Origin of the sequence: Mesorhizobium sp. M2A.F.Ca.ET.042.01.1.1 (assembly GCF_003997405.1) — a bacterium.
In the GTDB taxonomy this organism is placed as follows: Bacteria; Pseudomonadota; Alphaproteobacteria; order Rhizobiales; family Rhizobiaceae; genus Mesorhizobium.
Window position 1 is genome coordinate 1 of the sequence record NZ_RZRX01000095.1, and the last position, 21,868, is coordinate 21,868.

Annotated in this window: 26 protein-coding genes; 7 read left to right on the forward strand and 19 right to left on the reverse strand. The window is 61.5% G+C overall.

All coding sequences use genetic code 11. The annotated features are described in order from the left end of the window. Window positions 1-586, forward strand: a 586-nt coding sequence (locus tag EOA23_RS16310) for a transporter substrate-binding domain-containing protein (protein ID WP_127304883.1), incomplete at its 5' end; no start/stop codon positions are given. Window positions 587-680: 94 nt separating this feature from the next. Here EOA23_RS16310 and EOA23_RS16315 read toward each other — a convergent pair. From EOA23_RS16315 to EOA23_RS16330, 3 genes are all read right to left on the reverse strand, one after another. Beyond that, window positions 681-1,121 (reverse strand): CopG family transcriptional regulator, encoded by a 441-nt coding sequence (locus tag EOA23_RS16315; RefSeq protein WP_127304884.1) that lies wholly within the window; start codon window positions 1,119-1,121, stop codon window positions 681-683. 5 nt (window positions 1,122-1,126) lie between these two features. Further along, window positions 1,127-3,112 carry a conjugal transfer protein TraG gene (locus EOA23_RS16320; protein ID WP_127304885.1) on the reverse strand — a complete coding sequence of 662 codons (1,986 nt, stop codon included), beginning with the start codon at window positions 3,110-3,112 and terminating at the stop codon, window positions 1,127-1,129. Between the two features lie 635 nt (window positions 3,113-3,747). Continuing rightward, window positions 3,748-4,287 (reverse strand): class I SAM-dependent methyltransferase, encoded by a 540-nt coding sequence (locus tag EOA23_RS16330; RefSeq protein ID WP_189341622.1) that lies wholly within the window; start codon window positions 4,285-4,287, stop codon window positions 3,748-3,750. Between the two features lie 582 nt (window positions 4,288-4,869). On the opposite strand from EOA23_RS16330, the gene EOA23_RS16335 reads away from it, so the two are divergent. Then, window positions 4,870-5,193 (forward strand): hypothetical protein, encoded by a 324-nt coding sequence (locus tag EOA23_RS16335; protein WP_127304886.1) that lies wholly within the window; start codon window positions 4,870-4,872, stop codon window positions 5,191-5,193. A gap of 63 nt (window positions 5,194-5,256) precedes the next feature. Here EOA23_RS16335 and EOA23_RS16340 read toward each other — a convergent pair whose 3' ends face one another. From EOA23_RS16340 to EOA23_RS16350, 3 genes are all read right to left on the reverse strand, one after another. Continuing rightward, the gene (locus EOA23_RS16340) at window positions 5,257-5,550 is read right to left on the reverse strand and encodes a hypothetical protein (RefSeq protein ID WP_126060885.1); all 294 of its coding nucleotides are present in this window, start codon (window positions 5,548-5,550) and stop codon (window positions 5,257-5,259) included. Window positions 5,551-5,702: 152 nt separating this feature from the next. Then, the gene (locus EOA23_RS16345; protein WP_126060884.1) at window positions 5,703-5,945 is read right to left on the reverse strand and encodes a hypothetical protein; all 243 of its coding nucleotides are present in this window, start codon (window positions 5,943-5,945) and stop codon (window positions 5,703-5,705) included. A gap of 47 nt (window positions 5,946-5,992) precedes the next feature. Further along, window positions 5,993-6,226 (reverse strand): hypothetical protein, encoded by a 234-nt coding sequence (locus EOA23_RS16350; RefSeq protein ID WP_127304887.1) that lies wholly within the window; start codon window positions 6,224-6,226, stop codon window positions 5,993-5,995. A 263-nt stretch (window positions 6,227-6,489) separates the two neighbouring features. On the opposite strand from EOA23_RS16350, the gene EOA23_RS16355 reads away from it, so the two are divergent. Next, on the forward strand, window positions 6,490-6,711 hold the full coding sequence (locus EOA23_RS16355; protein WP_127304888.1) for a hypothetical protein: 222 nt from the start codon (window positions 6,490-6,492) through the stop codon (window positions 6,709-6,711). A 95-nt stretch (window positions 6,712-6,806) separates the two neighbouring features. Here EOA23_RS16355 and EOA23_RS16360 read toward each other — a convergent pair whose 3' ends face one another. Next, window positions 6,807-6,995: a hypothetical protein gene (locus EOA23_RS16360; protein ID WP_245474198.1), complete on the reverse strand. Its 189-nt coding sequence runs from the start codon at window positions 6,993-6,995 to the stop codon at window positions 6,807-6,809. 183 nt (window positions 6,996-7,178) lie between these two features. On the opposite strand from EOA23_RS16360, the gene EOA23_RS16365 reads away from it, so the two are divergent. Then, entirely contained in the window at window positions 7,179-7,970 is a 792-nt protein-coding gene (locus tag EOA23_RS16365; protein ID WP_348628569.1) for an ATP-dependent DNA ligase, read from the forward strand. Window positions 7,971-8,154: 184 nt separating this feature from the next. Here the strand turns inward: EOA23_RS16365 and EOA23_RS16370 are convergent, their stop codons facing one another. The 12 genes from EOA23_RS16370 to EOA23_RS16430 form a co-directional block, all read right to left on the reverse strand. Beyond that, complete coding sequence (locus tag EOA23_RS16370) at window positions 8,155-8,508, reverse strand: hypothetical protein (protein WP_127304890.1); 354 nt, start codon at window positions 8,506-8,508, stop codon at window positions 8,155-8,157. A gap of 441 nt (window positions 8,509-8,949) precedes the next feature. Next, complete coding sequence (locus EOA23_RS16375) at window positions 8,950-9,597, reverse strand: outer membrane protein (protein WP_127304891.1); 648 nt, start codon at window positions 9,595-9,597, stop codon at window positions 8,950-8,952. A gap of 1,429 nt (window positions 9,598-11,026) precedes the next feature. Next, window positions 11,027-12,766, reverse strand: coding sequence for a VirD2 family relaxase/mobilization nuclease (locus EOA23_RS16385; RefSeq protein WP_127304893.1), 1,740 nt, complete (start codon window positions 12,764-12,766; stop codon window positions 11,027-11,029). A gap of 237 nt (window positions 12,767-13,003) precedes the next feature. Further along, window positions 13,004-13,666: a lytic transglycosylase domain-containing protein gene (locus tag EOA23_RS16390; RefSeq protein WP_245474201.1), complete on the reverse strand. Its 663-nt coding sequence runs from the start codon at window positions 13,664-13,666 to the stop codon at window positions 13,004-13,006. Between the two features lie 110 nt (window positions 13,667-13,776). Further along, a complete protein-coding gene (locus tag EOA23_RS16395; protein ID WP_127304895.1) occupies window positions 13,777-14,106 on the reverse strand; it encodes a DUF736 family protein in 330 nt (109 codons plus the stop codon). Window positions 14,107-14,141: 35 nt separating this feature from the next. Then, window positions 14,142-14,687, reverse strand: coding sequence for a S26 family signal peptidase (locus tag EOA23_RS16400; protein ID WP_127304896.1), 546 nt, complete (start codon window positions 14,685-14,687; stop codon window positions 14,142-14,144). Beyond that, window positions 14,684-15,175, reverse strand: coding sequence for a DUF2840 domain-containing protein (locus tag EOA23_RS16405; RefSeq protein ID WP_127304897.1), 492 nt, complete (start codon window positions 15,173-15,175; stop codon window positions 14,684-14,686). The genes EOA23_RS16400 and EOA23_RS16405 overlap by 4 nt, the downstream gene beginning before the upstream one ends. Then, window positions 15,172-16,194 (reverse strand): replication initiator protein A, encoded by a 1,023-nt coding sequence (locus EOA23_RS16410; protein ID WP_127304898.1) that lies wholly within the window; start codon window positions 16,192-16,194, stop codon window positions 15,172-15,174. Before EOA23_RS16410 ends, EOA23_RS16405 begins: the two co-directional genes overlap by 4 nt. A 9-nt stretch (window positions 16,195-16,203) precedes the next feature. After that, on the reverse strand, window positions 16,204-16,485 hold the full coding sequence (locus tag EOA23_RS16415; RefSeq protein WP_127304899.1) for a helix-turn-helix domain-containing protein: 282 nt from the start codon (window positions 16,483-16,485) through the stop codon (window positions 16,204-16,206). 301 nt (window positions 16,486-16,786) lie between these two features. Next, window positions 16,787-17,113, reverse strand: a complete 327-nt coding sequence (locus EOA23_RS16420) for a DUF736 domain-containing protein (RefSeq protein ID WP_127304900.1) — start codon at window positions 17,111-17,113, stop codon at window positions 16,787-16,789. Between the two features lie 857 nt (window positions 17,114-17,970). Continuing rightward, window positions 17,971-18,345, reverse strand: a complete 375-nt coding sequence (locus tag EOA23_RS16425) for a DUF2285 domain-containing protein (RefSeq protein ID WP_245456467.1) — start codon at window positions 18,343-18,345, stop codon at window positions 17,971-17,973. A gap of 181 nt (window positions 18,346-18,526) precedes the next feature. Further along, entirely contained in the window at window positions 18,527-18,721 is a 195-nt protein-coding gene (locus EOA23_RS16430) for a DUF6499 domain-containing protein (RefSeq protein ID WP_126060870.1), read from the reverse strand. A 321-nt stretch (window positions 18,722-19,042) separates the two neighbouring features. Here EOA23_RS16430 and EOA23_RS16435 point away from each other — a divergent pair, with 321 nt between their 5' ends. From EOA23_RS16435 to EOA23_RS16445, 3 genes are all read left to right on the forward strand, one after another. Further along, window positions 19,043-20,362 carry a DUF2130 domain-containing protein gene (locus EOA23_RS16435; RefSeq protein WP_127304901.1) on the forward strand — a complete coding sequence of 440 codons (1,320 nt, stop codon included), beginning with the start codon at window positions 19,043-19,045 and terminating at the stop codon, window positions 20,360-20,362. A 349-nt stretch (window positions 20,363-20,711) separates the two neighbouring features. After that, window positions 20,712-20,891 (forward strand): hypothetical protein, encoded by a 180-nt coding sequence (locus tag EOA23_RS16440; RefSeq protein ID WP_127304902.1) that lies wholly within the window; start codon window positions 20,712-20,714, stop codon window positions 20,889-20,891. Window positions 20,892-20,976: 85 nt separating this feature from the next. Then, a partial coding sequence (locus EOA23_RS16445; RefSeq protein ID WP_127304903.1) for an MBL fold metallo-hydrolase occupies window positions 20,977-21,868 on the forward strand: 892 nt, incomplete at its 3' end.

Sequence of the window (21,868 nt, forward strand, 5' to 3'; positions counted from 1 at the left end):
GATGGCCGGGCGTTTCGATGCCGTGGCGTCAGGCCTTTCGATCACACCGCCGCGCTGCCAGCAAGTCGCCTTCGGCGCTCCCGATCTGAGAACGGACGACGCGGCGGTCGTGCTGGCCGGCAACCCCAAGGCGATCCACAGTTATGCCGACCTCGCCAAGAAATCCGACGCGATCATGGGCGGTGGCCGCGGCAGCAACGTGATCGGGAATGCCATCGCCGAGGGCGTGCCGGAGGACCGCATCCTGCAGTTCCCTGACATCGAGACCAATCTGGCGGCATTGCGCGCCGGCCGCATAGACGCCGCCGTGTTCTCTTCTCCGACAGTGATCGGGCTGCTTGCCGGCAACAAGAGCCCCGATTTGGAGCGCGCCAGCCCGTTCACGACCAGCGAGAAGTCGATCAGCTATATCGCGATCGCCTTCAGGAAGGACGATGGGGATCTGCGTGACCTCTACAATCAGGGTCTGGCGAAGGTCATGTCGAACGGCACGATCGCCACCATCATGGCGAAGTATGGATTTGGCCGCTCGGAAAACGTGCCGCCAGGATTGACGACCTCGCAGCTATGCGGTGCCGCCAACTGACGGTTCTGCCACTCGAAGGCGTTTGCACCAACAGGACTTGGAGGCGTCGCGCGGGCTCAGGCGGCGCGACCCTCAGCCGATATGCCCTTTCAGGTCAATCTTGTGATGGATCGATCGACGGAGCGACGTCTTCTGGGATTTCCTGCCCCAAGGTTGGTCCTTTGGCCAGCCGCCTGCCGAGAGCGGCAACGAAAGCCTCATAACGCTCGCTTCCCTTGGCGCGCGCTGCCTGGGCCATCGGCTCAGGCAAAGCGGGTGTGGTCGCCAGCCAGAAGCGCACGAACACGGCCAGCGTTTCGATGGAGATGCCGACATCGCGCTCCAGCCGCGCGATCCGGCGGTCGATCCGGTCGAGCCGTTTGGACACCGCCGCCTCACGCTGGCCGTCGGCATCCGGAGATAGGAAAGAGGCGATCGCCGCCTCAGCAACAAGCGAGTGGGATCGATCGCGCCGGGCAGCATATTCGACCAGCCCCTCCCTCACGGCAGGATCGAGATAGACGGAAATCTGCACCTTCTTCTTGGCTGACGTCACGGTCGTCACAACTCCATGCCGTCATCCGGATCGAGCGCGATCTGCCGCGCCACGCCTCGCGCTTGGCGAGCCAACCGGCTGCTGCTCGCGGCGAGATCATCCGTCTCGTCGGCCGCATCGGGCTCGAACTCGTTGACCAACGTCGGCTCCGTTGCAGCTGGCAGAAAGGGATCGAGCTCGGGCTGGCGCCGCCATTCGGAGTCGGTCGAGTCCTCCTGGACTCCCGCTCCGGCAGTTGTGGCTGGTGTACCAGATGGAGAAAGTGGCAACGGGAGGTTCGTCCAATCGTCAGGCTGCGGTTCAAATCGACCCGAAAGAGCCGGTGGCGGCAGAATGCGCTCCCGCAACCGCGGGTCCTCGAAATAGCGCGCCTTCCAGGCCCGGATCGGCGGCGTGCCAGCCAGCATGACGATCTCGTCGCCAGCCGGCAATTGCATGATCTCGCCGGGCGTCAGCAAGGGCCGTGCCGTCTCTGAGCGTGAAACCATGAGGTGACCGAGCCATGGCGAGAGCCGGTGACCGGCATAGTTCTTCATCGCCTTCAGCTCGGTTGCCGTGCCAAGGGCATCGGATACACGCTTGGCGGTGCGTTCGTCATTGGTCGCGAAGCTGACGCGCACATGGCAGTTGTCCAGGATGGAATTGTTCGGCCCGTAGGCTTTCTCGATCTGATTGAGGGACTGCGCGATCAGGAAGCTCTTCAGTCCATAGCCGGCCATGAAAGCGAGCGCGGATTCGAAGAAATCGAGCCGTCCAAGCGCCGGAAACTCGTCAAGCATCAGAAGCAAACGGTGACGATCGGTCCCGGCATGCAAATCCTCGGTCAGGCGGCGGCCGACCTGGTTGAGGATGAGACGGATAAGCGGCTTGGTGCGACTGATGTCGGAGGGCGGCACGACGAGATAGAGCGTTGCCGGGCGGGTGTCGGTGACCAGATCGGCGATGCGCCAGCCGCATGCGCGGGTCACCTCGGCCACGACCGGATCGCGATAGAGCCCAAGAAAGGACATCGCCGTCGAGAGCACGCCGGAGCGTTCGTTGTCGGACTTGTTCAGCAACTCACGCGCCGCGCTGGCGATGACCGGGTGCGGACCGCCCTGCCCCAGATGCGGCGTGGTCATCATCGCTGCCAGGGTCGATTCGATCGGCCGCTTCGGATCGGACAGGAATGCTGCCACGCCGGCCAGTGTCTTTTCCGGCCCGGCATAGAGCACATGCAGGATCGCGCCGACCAGAAGCGCGTGGCTCGTCTTTTCCCAATGATTGCGCCGTTCAAGCGAACCCTCGGGATCGACTAGGATGTCGGCGATGTTTTGCACGTCGCGGACCTCCCATTCACCGCGGCGGACCTCGAGCAATGGGTTGTAAGCGTCGGATCTGGAATTGGTCGGATCAAAAAGCAGCACACGGCCGTGGCGGGCGCGGAAACCGGCGGTCAGGCCCCAGTTCTCGCCCTTGATGTCATGGACGATCGCCGAGCCAGACCAGGTGAGCAGCGAGGGCACGACAAGGCCGACCCCCTTTCCCGAACGCGTCGGCGCAAAGCAAAGCACATGCTCTGGCCCATCGTGGCGCAGGTAGTGAGACCCATACCGCCCCAGCACCACGCCGTCCGGGGCGAGCAGGCCTGCCGCCTGCACCTCGCTCTTTTCGGCCCAGCGGGCGGAGCCGTAAGTCTCGACATTCGTCGCCTCGCGGGCACGCCACAGCGACATCCCGATCGCCACGGCGATAGCGACGAAGCCACCAGACGCGGCAATGAGACCACCGCGCAGGAAGATGGCAGGCGCGTAGGCTCCGTAGAAATACCACCACCAGAAGATGGCAGGCGGATAATAGACTGGCATGCCGCCGATCACGAACCACGGCGTTCCCAACCCCACTTGGTAGCCTAGTTGCCACGCCGACCATTGTGTCGATCCCCAGGTCGTGAAGAGCACGACCAGGAGGACAGCGACGATCTGCCCCCAAAGGACTTTCGTTCCCGACACACGTTTCTCCTTATGCCGGCACTTCAACGAGGTTGCGGTGAGATTCAACCGCCGCCTCGCGCCGATGGCGCTGCGGCGCACTGCCGGCAAGGAAAACAAGCGATCGGCGGCGACGATCCCGGCGCAATGTCGCGGATGCCAAAATTCGTCAACGGCAGCCGAAGGCGAGCCTTTTGCTTAGGATCCCAAAAGCGCGCGTCGAGCAGGCCGGCCGATGCCGCAGCCGGTAGCGGCGTCGCGGGCGGGACAGCCGGCAGGCTTCCCACCTACAGAGCCAGCTCGCCCTGGTCAGCGCGGCCCTGGCGATCGGTGGGTTCGCCTGTGACTAGCATGCCCGCCGCAAGGCGGCGCGCCTGGCGCTCGCCACAGGCACGGCGGATCGACCCATTGAAAAGCCTCAAGGCAGTTCTCACCCAGGTGACCGACCAGCGCTGGCTGTCTTCGCCGGGTTCCCATGAAGAAGACTTACGAGAAGCCAACTCTCCAAAAGCGCGACCGCCTTGGGACCGTCGCTGCGGAGGTGATCATTGTCTCTGGGCCTGTCGCGTAGACTTTGGCGCCTGGCAGCACATCAAGCCTGCGGGTTCGGGCCGGCGGGCTTTTTTGTTGCCGTCCGTTCACCAGACTTGAGAAACTCAGTTTCGCACACCTGTAGCGACGGCCCAGGTCGTCTCCGAGTTCGGCGTTCGAACCTCGATCTCTCTGAATCCCGTGGCTTTCAAAGCGGCGACGATGTCGTCCGGCTCGCGCGGGGTGAAGATATCGGCCGGCATGTTCATCCGGTCCATATGCCTCTTGGGGAGGAAGCCCAACACGACGCGGCCGCCCGGCGCGAGAACTCGGGCGAGCTCCGCAGATCCGGCTTCAAGACTCTGCCAGAAGTATACCGTGTGAACGCTTAGGGCTTTGGTGAATGTCGCATCCTGCAGCGGAAGTTTCTCAACCGCGCCCACGTGAAACTGGGCTCGTCCGGCGCCGACCGCGTCGGCAAACTTGCGGGTGGCAGCGCTCACAACATCATGAGAGCGATCAACACCGCAGACGAACGATGCGCCGCTGAGAAGTCGCAGGAGTGCCGCGCCGCCGCCGAAGCCGATCTCCAAGACTTGATCGTCAGGCACCAGCTGTAATTGATCGAGAGCGTAGCTGTTCAGCCGAGCGTTGCCACGATTCATTCCGGCTCGGACTAGCCAGCCGCCGATCCCGGCCGGACGAGCAAGCTGTTTTGCTAAGAACCTTGGCGCCATGTCACTCCCAGCCCAGCGAAGAGCATAGGCGGGTCGGTCCGCTGCGAGCAACTATTATGTCGCCGAAATTGATCCGGCCGGGGGCCTTTTTCACATTCTGTTACATCCAGGAAGGCCTCCGAAACCTTCTCGAGGCTGCTTCATTCACCATTCGGTGAAGGAGTTGCGTAATGCGTGACGGTAACGACAAAGACGATTTCGAGAATGATGCGGACTTATTGATTCCTCGCCTCATTAAGGAGGCAGAGATTTCTGAGGAGCAGGCCCAGGAGTTGGTGGAAAAATGATCGGCACAGACTGGCCGTCATTGGTTAGAGAGGCCCGCTTTTTGAATAATCGGCATTGACCCTGGTGGAACATTCCGACCAGGCGGTGTTTGAAGCTCGACGTTGCCCTTTCCCGAGAGCGTCTTTACAGCGTCGCGTCGGGTTTTTGCTTCCCTACTCGAGCCCGCACCGTTCCCCTCGGTGCGGGCTCGTTTATGAGCGCAACCTGGTTGCGGTAAGTGACTTGGCTGACGAGCTGATGAGGGCGGCGCAACGGGAAGACATTGCGGCGATCGAGTCGACAGCGTTTTCGAGTGATCTTCGCAGCGATGGACAATGGGGAAGGCAGCTTCAAGTAGAAAAATGGAACACATTGCACGCCGCTGAGTTTCTGTGCAGCGGTCGGCCCTTCGGGGTGTTAGCCGTTGGACTGGAAAAGTTGCGAGAAGCCCGTCGCCGACGCTTATTAGCTGCGACGGGCTTTTCATTAGCGATACCTAAAATTGTTAATGCGGGCTTGTCACAACTGGCGCATAGTGTTGTTCTGCCCCGCACTCAACCGGGGTAAGGGCCCGGCCTGTCTGCCCGAAGTCCCCCCGACTCCCCGCAGGCCGGGCATCGTATGTCTGGGCTAGTTCGGCCTGGGCGCCCTGTCAGCAATGAACGGCGCCAATGCCTCGGCAACGCGCTGTAGAAACGGCGCCAGATCGAGCACCACGCCATTCGGCTCGACAAAGATATCCTCCTCGTCCTGCCTCTGGGGATGCTCAAGCGTCACGGTAAACGTATAGTCCGGCATCGCAGCCGACAGGGCGGCTTCCATCTGCGCCCGATAGGCTGCACTTTCGTAGCGGGCTTCCCTGGGCGGCACTACCAGAAATTCTCTGGCGGACATGCCCGCCGTTATGCGCTCAAGCCACTGCATGATTTCGCCCCCGCGAACTTCCCCGCGTGAAAATCCAGCGGCCGACGCATACGAGGATTTGGGGTCCGGTACATGCAAGCGTCGGCCGCCAGTATTGGGCGGGGGCGCGTCTCAATTGACGCAAGGCCAGATTATGAGAGCTGTTTGGGCCTTCAATTCGAATGCCCAGATATGGTGAACGAGGGGTTACTATCCACAGCCTTGCGCAGGAGCCGAGACAAATGCAGGCGGTGCAGAGCTTGCATGTCCTCTAATTGCTGGAGGAAATCGATCGCGACGCGCGTCGGCAGATTGTCCCGCTCGAGTTGGGCAATGAGTTCGTGTTGACGGAGCAGATGCTGCTCACCCACCCTCACATGGCCTTTCACCATTTCGATCTCTTCGGCGAGAACCATGGACAGGAACGCTGCTGTCCTTTTCTCGTTCCGCTCGCCCGCGGCGACTACTTGAACGCGTATTTGTACACGGCGCGGCTGCTTTCCTCGGTGACGCGAACCCATAGCCGCTCGTCTCTGCGCGCCTGGACCTCTTTCTTGGTACCGATGCTCGCAGCCTCCCACGGCGAATTGGCGGCGACTGTTTGACGGGAAACCGGCGTCTCGCCGGCCATTTCTTCGACTTGGTAGGTTTTCATGCTTGGCCCCGATTCGGTCACCGATCCAACGATGAGCGCCAATCCTTGTTCCGGCTCAGAGGCGCGAGCGCGAGGTTCGGTATTGGTTCGCCTTGTCAACCAAGGCCCTCTTGGTAGGAACGTGGCTCGTCATTGGGCGCACAGTGGTCATGTTGACCCGTGATTCCGAGATCCTTTCGGCCGCACATCAAATGCAATAGACCTTTGCAGCAGGAGCCGCCAAGGTGCGCTGGTCAGCGGCTATGTCATGGGCTCCGCTGCTTGAGAGCGACCAACGCACTCTCGCCCTCAACGGGAACAGAGAGATGCAACGGTACCTGCCGCATAATGCCTTTTATCCAGAAGACCTCGACATGCTGAAGCGCGTATTTGACGTCCTGTGCCGCGAGCGCGGTTGCCAACCGGGTTCCCCGGACGCCGAAGCTACCGCCTTGCTACTGGTCAACATGTTCGGGGGCGGCCGGAGAACAGAAGAAGAGCTGCTTGAGGCGGTTCAGGCCACGCAGGCCTACCGCCGGGCGAGCTAGGCCGCACCTGCTCACGCGCTTCCCGCCTCCTTTTGGGAAACAGATTGGCTTCCTCAAAGTCATGGTAGCAGCCAGCTCCGGTGCTGAGGGGAAACTCACGTCTTTATGCTCGGCGCTGGAGGTATCTTTCTGGGCTCAAAACTCAGCCGCTCCACCGTGGCAACAATCGCAACCGACAGTGCCTCGGCTTCGTCGAGCAGCGTCGGGCCATAACGGCCATTCACCTGCTCCTCGCTCATCAGGACGCCGGGCGGGCAATGCTCCTCAATCGTTGCCCGGATCATGCGGAGCGCTGCCCGGCACTCAGGATCGTTCTTCATAACCAAATAAACATTCACTTTTGCTAAAATGTTCCGGAACTAAGGTAGCGGCCCGCGCCTTGAAAGCGTTGTGTTGGGGTTGTGCGTTGCGTCTCACTTTCATCAAGCCGATGGAGCCCGAGCTGGTCGAGCAGCCTCCGAAGGGCGATGGCTGGTCGTGAGGTGAAATTTGACGGCTACAGAACCCAGCTTATCAAGGACGAGGATGGTATCCGGCTCTATACGAAGACCGGGATCGACTGGACGAGCAAGTATCGGCCGACCGCGGCCGAAGCGGCAAAGCTGAAGGCCGAGAGTTACATCGTCGAAGGCGAGATGATCGTCACGAACGATGCCGGCCTTTCCGACTTCCATGCCTTGCGTTCGGCCATCACGCGGCGCCCGCAAGACCTCTACCTGGTCGCGTTCGATCTCCTCCACCTCAACGGACATGACTTGCGCGACATGCCGCTCTACAACCGCAGGGACGTGCTGCAGGCGCTTATCCCTGACGGCGGGCACATTCAGTTCTCAGAGGCTTTGCCAGGCACTGGCGACGCCGTCTACCACCTTGCTTGCGAAGCGAACCTGGAAGGCATCGTTTCGAAGCTGCTGGACAGCGTCTACCGCTGCGGCTCGACCATGAACTGGCGGAAGATCAAGTGCTACATCGAGAAGGAAATGGACATCATTGGCGTTCAGCGAGAGCGCGGCAAGCCGGCCATGGTATTGATGGCCGACAAGGGCCGCTACATGGGCGGCGCCTTCGTCACCTTCAAAGCAGAAAAACGACAGGATCTATGGGATCGTGTTCAACGCAAGACCGGCGCGCCACCGCCGAAGGGCCTTGCCAAGCAAAAGGCCGAATGGCTGAAACCCGGCTTGGTCGGCCGCGTCAAGTTCCTTAAGGGCGAGGACGCGCTGCGTCACGCCTCGCTGAAGGATTTCCGGGAGGATTGAGGCAGTCGCAATGCCACGCCCATAACGACCCCCGCAACTAACTTAAGGTTCAACGAATATTAAAATGCAAGATTGCTCTTATCGGAATCGGAACCTCACTGGGCCCGCGCGTATCCGCGGGCGCATCCGAAGGCGGGCTCTTGACAACTGTGAAGTAGACCATCGCAGGCAGCGCAATGAGACCTCAGTCCTCATTGTAGCACAACCGGTTATAGAAAATCATTGGTTCACCGCCGATGGTTGAAACCACTTCTCCTCGGGGATAGATGTCGGCGGAAAGCCCGGCTCGCAAATCCTGTGTCACCTCGATCGGTGAGCCGGGTTGTGGGGGTGGGGCATGCCGCGATTTTTCTTCGACCTCGCCCATGGCGGGGATACCTACCACGATAAGCAAGGAACCAGCCTGCACGACCTCAGGCTGGCCAGGCAAACAGCCGTCGCGATGGCCGATAGATTGGCGGGAGAAGCCAAAGGCCACGATGTCGTGTGCACCGTCCGCGATATCAACGGGAGGCAGGTTATCCAGATCACGAAGCAAGCGTGACGGGGAGCCGAAAAGTCGCAACGTCACGGCCGGATGAAAAAGCCCCAGCGCTAGGGGTTCTGGCGCCGGGGCTTAGTTTGGCCACGTACTACAGGGTTCATGTCCACATATTAGCTTGCGCTAATCTCGTTAACGCTGGGTGAAGCGGTGTCCCCGAGCCATTGCCGATAAGCGACTTTGCGCAGCCTGGGACCTCTTAACAATTTGAGGGTGGCTTCGCCGCTTGGTGAGCGCATGATCACTTTCTTGGCCCACGTGAAGGCCGAGACCTCACTTCACCCGTTGGCCCCGGCCGGCGGGCTTTTGTTAGTCCGCATGGTGTAGGTTCGGTAGCCGCGAACCACGTCGCAAATCCTGCTCTGCGGCGGTTGCCGCGCAACAAAAAAGCCCCGGACAAATCTGCCGGGGCTTTGTCTGTTAAGGTCCGCCGATAAACTAGAATTTGTAGTTCAGACCAACGCGAACGGTATGGAAGGGGACTTTAACGTCGGCATCTGGCCCTGGCCCTGGGAGATCGAACGTCGCTTTACCCAGGTCTGTGTAAAGATACTCAGACTTGAGCGACCAATTCGTATTGATGGCGTATTCAGCGCCCGCACCAACGGTCCAGCCGACCCTGGTCTTGGAAGAGTCGATCCCCGGGAAAGAGAGCTTTTCGTGACCGTAGGCCAAGCCGCCAGTGCCATAGACCAGGAAGCGATCGACGGGCGTATAGCCAATGCGAGCACGCAACGTGCCGAACCAGTCAATCTTTGTTTCGAGAGAGGGGCCTCCGATCGACAACTCTCCCTTGACGTCGGCAGCCTGGAAATCGGCTTCCACGCCGTAGACGAATTGGCCAACCTGCCAGTTGTAACCGGCCTGAACACCGCCAACGAAGCCGCTCGCACTGAGGTCAAAACCGCCAGGGCCGCCGTCGGAAGGATCAACGCTAAACGTGCCGAAACCGCCGCCGGCGTTCACGCCGATATATGCGCCGGTCCAATCATAGGAAGCTGCAATCGGTGCCTCCTGCAAAGCGTCGGCCGCGTAGGCGCAGCCGGTCGCGAGGACGAGAGCGGTTGCAAGAAGAATCTGTTTCACGGGGATACCCTTTGTTGCCAGCTTAGGTCGGATGAATGCCCCAACGTCACCACCCGAGTGGATATAGCGATGTCGCGGAACGCCTTTCGTTGTCAACGCCGACAAGTTCGAAGGCGTGGATATTGTTAGGGCGATGCCTGAAAGCCACACCTCACAGCGCGATTTCGAAGCGCGGCCCGTGTCTTACAAGCATCCGCTAATGAAGCGTGACGGCATGTGCGAGACGAAACCAAACTGGAGATGGTGTGACTGACGAAGCTGACCACACGATCTATAACTTCGCCTTCGAGTGATGCCACAAGGGCTGGACGCCTTGTCCCTAAGCGGCCCGACAGTTCTGCGCTCTGTTGGGGGCGTTGGGTTTGAACCGCCGGGCCTAGCCGACTCCCAGGCGTGGGAGAGTCGGCCGATGCAGAACTTACATTAGCAAGGCTGCATGAAGATCACGCTTGATTCCACTGATTCTGTTCGGATGCCGTGCCGCCGGGCGGCCCGGCGCGAAGCGGGGTAGGCTCCACGAGCCGAGGCTGACCGGCGGGGCACTAGATACACTGGACCGGCTGGCGAAGGTTATATCAACTGTGGCTAAAGCTTCCGTCGTGTGAACAGAGGACGCTGCGAAAGCGCCTGAACAGCGCAAAGGCTGGAAGCCTTGCCCATAAGGCGATTTCCGCTTTCTTACAGAACCGGGCGGTTTGGCTTCCTCGGTACCGGCAAGCTGTTACAGGGATTTGCAGCTAATGCGGCTAAGCGCCAGTCTCTTTGACACATCTCCCTTGCCAGCAACTCATAGCGATCATCAGCGGTCGTTCGACCTTTCTTCGCGGCAAGCAGATAGTCGGCTCTGTTCGTTCGAAAGTCTTCTTTCGTCGCAGACATCGTTTCCTCCCGGACTTCCGCAGGCGTTGCCCTCCTTCTGGCCTGACGGGGAGACACACTAGCTGCCGATATATCGCGCGAGTCCACCAATTGAGGATTGTGTAGAACGATATATCCGGGCAGCGGCTGCCCAACTCTAGGCGGTGTAGACAGCGGCGCAACCGCAGCCTGCGTAGTCTTAACATTTGTAGGCGCGCCAGGCCGGCTGTGAGCGCATGATTACTTTCTTGGCCCACGTGCCGGGCCGAGACCCCACTTCACCCGCTGGCTTCGGCCGGCGGGCTTTTTGTCGCCTTGCGCGACTAAACTGGGCAGCCTGCAGAGTGAGCACCGATAAGAAATCGAGACGCCTCTGGATCGCCATTAGTATCCTCATTGCTGGGCTTGTGCTCGTCCTGCTAGTTGGCCTCGCATACGCCGTGCTGATCCAACATCCTGCCGGGTAAGAAGCTCTCATTGTTGGCTAACAACCTTGGGGCGTCTCATCTGCCACCGCTCGGCCAAACGCTAAAGTATGTTCCGTTCGCACTTCCAAGGCGCGAGAGCGCCGTCACAAGCCGAGACTTAGCTTGCGACCGAAATTCCAATCGGCGCCGCCGTCGCCGCGAATGACGCCGGAGACGTGCTTGCCAACATGGCGCTCCAACGACGGTGTCCACGGCACGAGCTGGAAGCCGAGTCCGTCATCGATCATCGCGAAACGGCCAGATGCGAGCGCGAAGCGCTGACTGTAAGTACCAGAGACGAATTGGCCTTTGCCGGCTCGGTTGAATGGCTGACCGGTTTGGGCCGCGAGCCTGCTTCCCAGCGCATCGAGTTCCCTTCGGCGCAGCGTTTCGATCAGGTTGCCGGCAAAGACGGTCCCGGCCGGTTGGCGCTCAGCCAGACCCAAGCCGACAAGCTGCTCGACGCGCCGGTCGAGCGCCTGCCGCACCTCGGCACCGAAGCCGCCATCGGAAAGAGCTGCCGCGGGACCGGCGAGCGCCTGCCTGTCGAGCCAGGTCGCCCCCTCCGCAGCGACCTGTCTGTCGAGATCCAGATCGGAGCGGACAGCGAGCGCCAGGCGTCGGCGCCCCTGAACGTCCACAAATTTGCGCAGTTCAACGATCGAGCCCGGCGCGCCGTCGCCGGCCGCCTCGAGATCGGCGAGCCGGACGTGATGGCAACGGCCGTCGACGCCGTCGACGACCGCATAGGCGGTGCCCTTGAGTTCGTCATCCAGCCCGCGCTCGATCAGACGGCCGACAATCGGCCCATCGAGGTTCTCGGCGGCCAGCACGTAGCTGGAGCTCGCGCGTTCAATATCGCGGTCCGAGAATGCGCGATGCAGGCGTTTGATGATATCGGCGCGTTCGCCCATCTCGCGCAGCGTTGCCTCGGCCCTCTCGCTGACGATCCATTGGCCTGGACCCAGCTGCTCGGCGAGGCCGAGCGTTTCTAGTTTGCGCAACCGACCCAGCTTAAGCGCGGTGAATTCATCAGGCAGGCGATCGGCGTGCGGCGCGAGATCGATGACAGCGTTGTCGCGCGCATCGCGCATCAACTGACGGTCGAGCCCGGTCCATCGCTCAGCCTCGACCTGGCGTTGGACATGCCGACGGATTTCGAGATCCGACCGAGGGCCGAGCTCCTGCGTGATGAGCTCGCTGGCGCGATCGCGCATGCCGCGACTGATGTAGTCGCGCGAAATCACCAGGTCCTGCCCATCATCGGCCCGGCCGCGCAGGATGACATGGATATGCGGATTGTCGGTGTTCCAGTGGTCGACGGCGATCCAGTCAAGCGCCGTGCCGAGATCCTTCTCCACGAGACGCATGAGATCACGGGTGAAGGATTTCAGGTCGGCCATCTCGACAGCGTCCTCTGGCGAGACGATGAGGCGGAAATGATGCCGGTCGTCCTTGCAGCGCGCGAGGAAATCCGTGGTCGACGTATCACCCATCTCGGGTCCGAACATGCGGGCTTTCGCGTTGTCCCGCGTGACGCCCTCGCGGCTCAGGTAGTTGAGGTGGGTCGAAAGCGGCGCGCCACGCTTCGAATGGCGAACGACGCGGGTCTTGATCGTGGCGATGCGGGAGCGGCTCGTGAGAAACCGGTTGGCCAGAACGCTCGCTGCCCTGCCGCGTCCGAATTGCGAGCGCTTGCCCGACCCAATCCGGCCGGACCGCGACACGTTTCCGCCAGCCTTTTGGGCCGCCGCAAGCGCCTGGGCGACGAAGGACCGCGACGATTGGGCTCGCGTCGAGCGTATGCGTCCCGGACGGACACGGAATTCCCGCTCATCGGACACGGCAAGCGCCCGCACATTTCGAACAGCTAGGCAAATACAATGATTTAGATGCTCTCAACACATTGCGCCTACCCGTTGCAATGTGAGGAAAGCCTCGAAAAGCCCAGCAAATACAACCGTCCGGCCGCAGCACAATGTGCGCCCTTTTATCTTGCCATCCCTCGGTCGTTGCCTCGCGGGCTCCCCTTCCCTGCGCTGTCCAGAACAACGCCCAGGCACGATTTGCAGATTTGGCCGTCACCACACCGATGCCCCGGTTTCGGACACGACGAACAGCTCGCGCCGCTGCGAGCCAGCCGCGAAGACATCGTCCACGGAAGCTGCCGCCGAATGCGCGACGGAAGCGCCTTGGCCGGGCGCAAGATCCGATCCAGGCCCGGTGGCCGACTGCGGCACGAAGAGAGGCGCGATCCGCCAGCTCACGGCCTTTGCGTGGGCGGCGGTAAGCGAGCCGGGCGCATCACCGCCGCCCCAGAAAGGGCGAAGCTTCGCAACATAGGCCCGGGTCTCAGCCGGGAGCGGACGGCCCTTCAAGGAGGCTTCGTAACGCCGCGGCCCGGCATTGTAGGCGGCCAGGAAGCCCGGTGAGCCGTATCGATCAACGAGCTCGCGAAGATAGGCCGTTCCGGCAAGGATGTTGTCGCGCGGATCATAGGGATCGCGGCCGAGCTGGTGACGGAGGCGCAGCTCAGCCCAGGTCGCGGGCATGATCTGCATCAAACCCACTGCCCCCTTTCGCGAGACCGCGCGCGGATCGCGGGCGCTTTCGAGATACATGACTGCCCGTATCCAGCGCTGAGGTACGCCGAAGCGATGCGATGCCTCGGCGATATGCGCGGCATAAGGATCGTCCGCGGATTTGCTGGAGGCCGGCGCGGATTGTGCGGCCGCCCCTGTCATTGCGCCACAGAGGATCAGCATGCCAACGACAAGACAAAATGCGCCACTCCGACTGCGGAACCGACGGATGGGGCGACTTTCGTCCGCGCAGCTCGGCGCCGATGGCCCACTCATCGGGCACGCTCCGGCTTTGGTTTCGGGCGGATCCAGCGCAGCGACAAGGAGCCGTCATCGGATCGGAAGAGACCGGCGCGGAAGCGCCGGCCGAACAGCGGATCCTCCAATCGGCAGGACAGGTAGTCGCCAGCCGTCTGGCCGGTTTCCTTCCAGGCGGCGCCGACTTCTGGACCGCCGGGCGCGCCGATATGGATACGGAAATCCGGCGCCTTGCCGTCGGATGTCGTCGTCGGGACGAGCACCAGCTCGGCATCGACGAGCAGTGTTCGAATGCGTCCTGAGTAACCGGATTCTGTTTTCTGGAAGACCCCGATCTCGGCCATGGTCCATCTCCTTCCTCTTGTTGGCTGGGTGAATTTCAGGTCGGCGGAGCGAGCCAGGCGAAGTGCCCATCGCCTCTCTCGTCGGTCCAAAGCGGCCGCGCGCGTCCGATGATCGAGGGCGCCGGGAAAGGGCCGAAATAGCGGCCGTCGAGACTGTCTTGGACTTGCCGGTTCATGACGAAGATTTCGTCGCCGGCGACGATGCGGCAGCCCTGCCAGTCAGGTAGCGCGCGCCCTTTGCGATCACGCTCCAATGCGACGCCAAGCGCACGCCCGTTCACCGTGATGAGGCGACCGAGGCGGCAGACTTCCTGCCCAGGAAACGCCTCGATGTGCTTCAGCATCGGCACCCCGAGCGGAAGGTAGCCTCGCTCGGCGGCGAAGAGCGCGACGGTCTTTGGCGGGTCGATGACGGCAAGCGCACCAGACGCTGGAACGGCCATTTCGCTGATCGCGTAAAGCCCGATCGGCGCGCTGGCTGATGCGTTCCACAGCATAAGCGGTGGCATCCGCACGGCAGCCGGAGCGACCGTCGCGACGACGGCTACGAGCGCTGCGGTCATGGAAGCGGCGCGGTTCATGACGTCGCTCGCTTGCGCAACAGAAAGGCCCGGTGCTGCTCGAGTGAATAGGCACGCGGCATTCCGCCGGCGACCAGCCGGTTGTGGGTCTGGCGCCAATAGTCAGGTGCCGCCTCGACCGGATCGAGGCCGATCACCTCGATCGCATCGATGAGCTGCAGAACGCGCTCAACCTTGTCCCAGCCCGCGATCTTGAGAAGGATCTCGCCGCCTGGCCGGATGTAAGGCAGCGTCTGATAAGCTTCACTGGGAAGGACGGCGCGCACGATGTCGATGCGCGAAACGATGGTGCCAAAATCGTTCGCCGCCCAGCGCACGAACGCAAAGACACTGCCCGGCGCAAAGGCGACGACACGGCGCCGCTTGTCGATGATCGTCTGATTGGCAGGACGTCCGAAGCGGAGGCGATGCTCGATCCGCTTCTCGATCCAGATCAGCTCGACCGTCGTCAGATCGCCGCGCGGCGTCGATGGAGTTGACGGCGTCATGCGTCGTCTCCCTCGCGCCGGCCAAGCCACCGCTGCTCACCGCCAGTCCGTGGCTTGGGCGAAAGACTGTTAGATTGAGAGTTAGACTCTAAGTTAGGAGCGCGATTTTCCGCGCCCGGTTCGCAGCTTAGCGCCAGTCGCGGTTCCCGAAAGCACGAGGACGCGGTTCCCGATGGCACGAACCTGTCAACAGGCATGGGAGTCGGCTCGAAAGCCAACAACACACGGCCGCCGGCTTCGACCTCGGTGAACAGAAGGTACCCGGGCAAAGGCTGGCGGCGCACGATGTCACGCAGCTCGAAGGCGAAGCGCTTGAGCGGCGAGAGGCTGCCGGACTTGCGATGCAAGTGGCTAATGTCGAAACGCCAGCCAGCGCGCTGGCGACCGCCATGCTTGCGCACCAGCCGGTAGAGCCAGCGCTCAAGACCGCCCGTCAGCGCGAAGTATGCACGGTCAATCGTCAGGATCAGCGCATCATCCATGACGGCGCGGTAGAACCAGTCTGGCAAGATCAGCTCGACGCCGAGCGGGCAGCCGTTGCGCCCGCAGCGTTCCTGCCATTCGTTGATCCACGAGAAGCGATGGCGCCGGCCTTCAACAGGCTGGCGAATGGAGGTGACGACGCTTGTCGACTGCAGGCGATCGAGCGCAGCTTTGAGGCGCTGGTAGTCTCGCTTCGAGACACCGCGACCGATGAAGGTGAGCATTTCGTATGGCGTCGCGGCCATCAGACGCGACGTGCGCAATCCGGCATCCCGCGCGTTGACAATCTGGCTCGCGGCCCAGATCAAGATGTCGGCATCCCAGATCGTCGCCATGCCATGATCGGGCATTGCTTCGACACGGATCGCCACATCGCCGGCGCGAAAATCAATCGGCGCGACGCGCCTGGATTTGGCAAGCGAAAAGAAGGGATAGGCCATGAGATCCTGCGCATCGCGTGGTGCAGTGACACCTGGCAGCGCCTGGAACAGATCGAGCTGTCCGCGCTCCGAGGGTTGGCGTGGTCTTAGAGACATACGGGAGGCTCAGCGCCTCTCGCGCCCGGCATAGGGGATCAGGCGTCCCGCCGGAGGTTTGGCAGGCAGCACCGACCCACGCGGATCGGCTGTCGATGTCATGGCGCCCCGCTGAGCCCAGGCCTGAAGGTCGTCGACAGAATAGACGACGCGGCCGCCAAGTTTGCGATAAGCAGGCCCGGTCCCGTAGGTGCGATGCTTCTCCAGCGTGCGCGCCGAGAGACTGAGGAAGTGCGCAGCTTCCGAAGTGCGCAGGTAGCGCGGCGGCAATGGCGCGGCGTCAGCGTTCATGAGGTGTCTCCTTCCGGCCGTTGCGGTTGAACGGCGATCGATGGCCAGGATGGAGGAGCTTGGGGACGGTGATCAGGTGCGAAATTGAGGGGCGCTATTTCGCACCGCTAACGAGGATTTCAGAAGTGGCGCCGCCTCGCACGGCATGGCGGTAGCCGTACTCAACCATCTTCACGCCATCGCGCATCAAGCAACGCATCTGGTGAAAGGAGGCCAGTCATGGCGACCGGGCGCGCGGAGAGCTCCCGCAGCCGGTGCTAGAAGACGCCTCGCCCGGCATTGTCCGGGCGAGGCGCTTGATTCACTCGCCGTTGCGGCGGTTGGGGCGGGACCAGATGAGGCTGTGGCCCTCGCCTTCCTCGTCGGCGAAGAGGTTGGCGTAGATCGGAGCGGTGAAGCTCGGATCGTCGAGCTTGAGCCCGAGATAATCGCGGCCCTCGTTGGATCGCTTGGACCAGGCGGCGCCGATCTCGGCCTTGCCGACCACCACGCGGTGGCTTGGAGCGTTCTCGCCGTTGGCCCTTGTGTCGGGGACGATGCGCACGCCCTTGGCCTGGACGCTGAGGGTGACGATCTCGCCGGTGAACTCGTTCCCATTGGTCTTCTTGAAAGTGCCGATCGTAGCCATGTTAGTCTCCGTCTTCTTCGTTTCCGAGCCCGCACCATGCGACCTCGATGGCGATCGTGAGGCCGAAGGCGAGCGCTGCCGCATCGCTTGCGACCGCAGCAAAGCGGAGGATGGGGCAGGCGCGCGTTTCTTGACGCGCGAGGAATGGGCTTCGCCCAGGGGAAGAAACTCGCGCCGCGCCATTGCGGCATAGGCGCTCGAGGCGACAGCCGTCCTTCGGCCAGATCAGCCCGTTCGAGAGGTCGTTGGTGCGCTCTGTGAAAGGAGAGGCGGAGGCGATGGCGGATCCGCGCCCACGAGACACTGAAGTGACGTGCTCGCCGGTAGGATATCGACAACCATATGTCGTATGGGGATCAAGGCTTGCGTCCTTCGACAATCGGGCTCCAACCGGCTTGGCCATCGCAGCCCCCGGCTGAATAACGTCGTGCGGACTGTACGGAGAGTTCACTCCGTGCCGGTATGGTCCTATCGCGCGCTGCTTCGCTCGCGAACACAGGCGTAAACAAACCGAGATCGATCTGACTCCTCAGCCCGTCTGCAGCATTGCCGCCGTGAGCAATGACGCTCGCCTCGCCCCTTGCTTGGGCAAGCCTTGCGCCGAAACACCGCGAGTTCATTGCGACCCACATGCCGTCCCTCGACGGCAGCTATCGCCATCAATCCGCGAGTTCTATGAAGCGATCAGAGAGCTACGGAAGAAGAAGGTGGTAGTGATGGATGCGGAGGTGACATCGCCACCAGACCGCCTCCGAGCAGACTACAGTGAAGCGACCGGTTCCCAGTTTCGATCACGCGATCAATTCCCTCCCGGACCTTCGAAAGCGCACGACCGCGTACTACGGCACGGGAGCCCTTCAAAAATGACGCCGTCGCGTGCGCAGCAATTGACGATAGCCGCGCTCGACCATTTTAAGGCCGTCGCGCAAGAGGCGATGCGTTTGGTAGCGGAAAGCCGAGTCATGCCAATCAGCGGCGCTGACCAGCCGCCGACCGAACAGAGCGGTCGCCACTTCAAAGTGGGATGCCTGTTGGTCCCGGCCATCCAAGCATCGCAGCATGTTGCCCAGGCGGCGGCGCTGGGCTGCGGTCAAGCGGGCGTCGGGAAGGTATTGCCTGTGGATCGCGCGGATGAAACGCTCGATCGCGTGAAGCCTGTCATGTGCCATTTCATCGAGGGGAATGATCGCAGCAAGCGGCTTGCCCGGCTGTGTCTCGCTGAGAAATGCCAACTGCGTGCCACCAGGCGGGGATCGCATATGTTGGCCGATCTCGTCATACCGGCCAGCGGCAAGAGAGACGTCGATGGGGCTGCCCTCCCCCGCGCTGAGACCCGGCGGGGTCTCGACAAGGTTGACGATCCCAGGGTCGACCTGAGGCGCCCAATAGACGGGCTGCTCGACCGCGGACTGGTCAGGCCTGGCAGCGAAACTGTAACCCCCAGCGTTTGCGCAGCACGCGCATTGCCTTCGTTGAGCGGGAGGCAGCGAAGTCTTGCTGATATTGCGGATTACGCCGCAGGAACTCCCAGGCAATCGCATCGGCGGCGGCGCCTTTAACGAATGCATAAGCCTCTGGGTCACGCCACTGAGATGTGTCCGGCTTCATCCGCATCCTTCCCTACTCAAGGATTTGATAGGGGGACGTCGCGCTAAGCGAAATCCTTGGATTCAGCTATTGACGAATGGAGGAGGAGAAGCTCCGGCGCCGAGCGGATCAGGCCGCACGAAACTTGGTTTCGTTTTGACCCTCACTCGCCGTTGCGCGGCTGGCGCGGGACCAGAAGAAGCTGTGACCCCGCCCTCCTCGTCCGTTCGATTAACTCATACTAGTGGAGCGCCCGAACTGTTCCCTTTTTGTTCTATTCACTGATGCGAGTATCGGCTAAACTACAGCCTCAAGGAAACCGATTCTTCCGAGGCGATTTCGATGACCTTTCAACCTGTCAGCAAGACTCTGCACGGCGACAAGATCTTCAGCGAGCCGACGATCACCTGCCCCAGTTGCAACACAGACATCAAGCTCAACGAGTCGCTCGCGGGGCCGCTAATCGCTGCTACGCGAGAGGAGTATGAGCAGCGCATCGCTCAGACAAATGCAGCAATTGCCCGCAGGGAAGAAGAACTCGAACGTCAGCGCCAGGAGGTGGCAGCGGCGAAAGAAGGCGTCGAGAGCCTCGTTGCCGAGACACTCAGGATCGAGCGGGGCCACATTGCGGCCGACGAGGCTCGTAAGGCCAAGCTTTTGCTCTTAGCCGACTTGGACGAGCGCGATCGCAAGGTGGCCGAGTTGCAGGAGACGCTGAAGGCGCGCGATGACAAGCTCGAGCAGGCGCAAAAGCAGCAAGCGGAATTCCTTACCAAGCAGCGCGAGCTGGAGGATGAGCGAAGAGAACTAGCCCTCACAATCGAGCGAAGGGTGCAGGAGGGACTGGACGCGGTCCGTGCAAAAGCTCGGAGCGACGCGGAAGACGGTCTCAAAATGAAGATCGTCGAGAAAGAGGAACAGATCGCCGGCATGCAGCGCCAGATCGAGGAGCTGAAGCGCCGCGCTGAACAGGGTTCCCAGCAATTGCAAGGTGAAGCTCTGGAGCTGGAATTGGAAGCGCTGATCAGCAGTCGCTTCCCAGTGGACGTGATCGAGCCGGTCGCAAAGGGCGAGTTCGGTGGTGACGTCCTTCAGCGGGTCGTGGGGCCGGCTGGTCAGCCATGCGGGGCCATCCTTTGGGAGTCAAAGCGGACTAAGAATTGGAGTCAGGGGTGGCTCACCAAGCTGAGAACTGACCAGCGAGCAGCCAAGGCTGATATCGCTTTGCTTATTTCTGAAGCCCTGCCCCCGGGAATTGAGACATTCGACCTGGTCGACGGCGTTTATTTAGCCCATCCCAAATGTGCAATTCCCATCGCGGTCCTGCTCCGCCAGTCGCTGATCGAACTGTCAAACTCGAGGTTGGTTCAAGTCGGCCAAGCCTCAAAGATGGAGCTGGTCTATGGTTATCTGACCGGGCCACGTTTTCGACAGCGGATCGAGGCCATCGTCGAAAAGTTCTCAGACATGCAGGACGATCTTGCACGTGAGCGCAAAGCCACCATCCGACTGTGGGCCAAGCGAGAAGCTCAAATCCAAGGAGTAATCGAATCGACGGTGGGCATGTATGGCGACTTGCAGGGCATTGCCGGGAAAGTAATGCAAGAGATTGAAAGTCTTGAAGTACTGGCTGTCTCGGGACCCCTCTCCGAGATCGATTAGGAGTCTCGTCTGAGCGGCAGTGGGGCGGAAAGCGGTCAGTCGGCTGCTAGCGACGTATTTCAAAAAGCGGCCGCCCTTCTAGTGGCGTGCCGATCGAAAGTTAGCTCGGCGAGGACTCTGAGATCACTTTCTAGCGGACTACCCTAACGGGGCTACACTGACGGGATGGTGGAGGACCGGTAGGCATCGTCCTGTCCCTTTACCCTCTTAGACAGATTAGCGAGATAGAGATCCGTCCCATCGACCGCGTCACCTGAACGACAGATCATCTTCTGCTGCGGTCCCGCGGCCAACGGAACCTAATTCACCCGGTCCTGGTTCGGATTGAGCGACCGAAGAGGACAAGCATATGAGATCAAAATCATCGCGGGACATGCTGGGCGCGAGACCCCAGAAGGACAAAGAGCGGGATACTCGGGAGGCGGAGGCCAAGACGCCTGACAAGACCAATGACTGGGACCGCGACCTCGTCCATGGTGATGGTGAAAGCGTCGGGATAAAGCCCGAGCAGGGCATGGACGCAAAATAGCCAAAGATGGGCACAGCAACTGGCAGCATGGAAGGCGTTGTTTGCCCGCTTTGAGACCTCGCTGCCGCGGATAGACTAGCCCATGATTTTCAGACTGACGTTCCTTGGCACCTCGGCCAGCGTACCCTCTCCCGAGCGCAATCACCCTGCACTGCTTGTCGAGGCCGCAGGCCACCGAATTCTGGTCGACTGCGGGGAAGGCACGCAGCGCCAGCTGCTGCGCAGCGGCGCCGGCTTCAGGCGGCTTCACCGCCTACTGCTGACGCATGCCCATTTCGACCATATCCTTGGAATCCCCGGTCTGTTCTCGTCACTCCGGTTGCGGCAAAGTGACGATCTCCTGACCGTCCACGGAGGCTCGGACACCCTTGACCTCGTTGTGCGCATGCTCGCTGGTCTGTGGGGTGAAGGACGATCGCCGATCCCACTAAAGCTTGAGCGGCTGACGCCCGGCCGGTTTTTCGACGCGGACGAATTCGTGATCGACTGCTTTCAGGTTCGTCACCGCGACACCGATAGCTATGGCTTCGTGATCGAGACACCACCGCGCCGCCACCTTCGCGCCGAGCACCTCACATCTCTAGGCGTGCCAGACGGTCCAATCAGGAAGGAACTGGTGGAGGGCCGCTCGATCACGCTCGCGAATGGCCGAACAGTTGCTTCCGAAGACGTGTTGGGGCCGCTGGAAGCAGGCAAGAAGCTGGTCATCATCGGCGATACCGAGTCGACCGATGATCTCGCGGAACATGTCCGCGGCGCCGATCTTCTGGTGATCGAGGCCACCTTCTTGGAACGAGATGCGGCCATGGCGCGCGACTATGGTCATCTCACGGCTGCGCGGGCAGCATCTCTGGCAGCGACGAGCAACGTGAAGCAGCTCGTTCTTACGCATATCTCTGGCCGCTATGCCGACGAAGACATCCTCGCGGAAGCCGTGCGGGCATTTCCGAACAGCCGTATTGCGGCTGATCTCGATG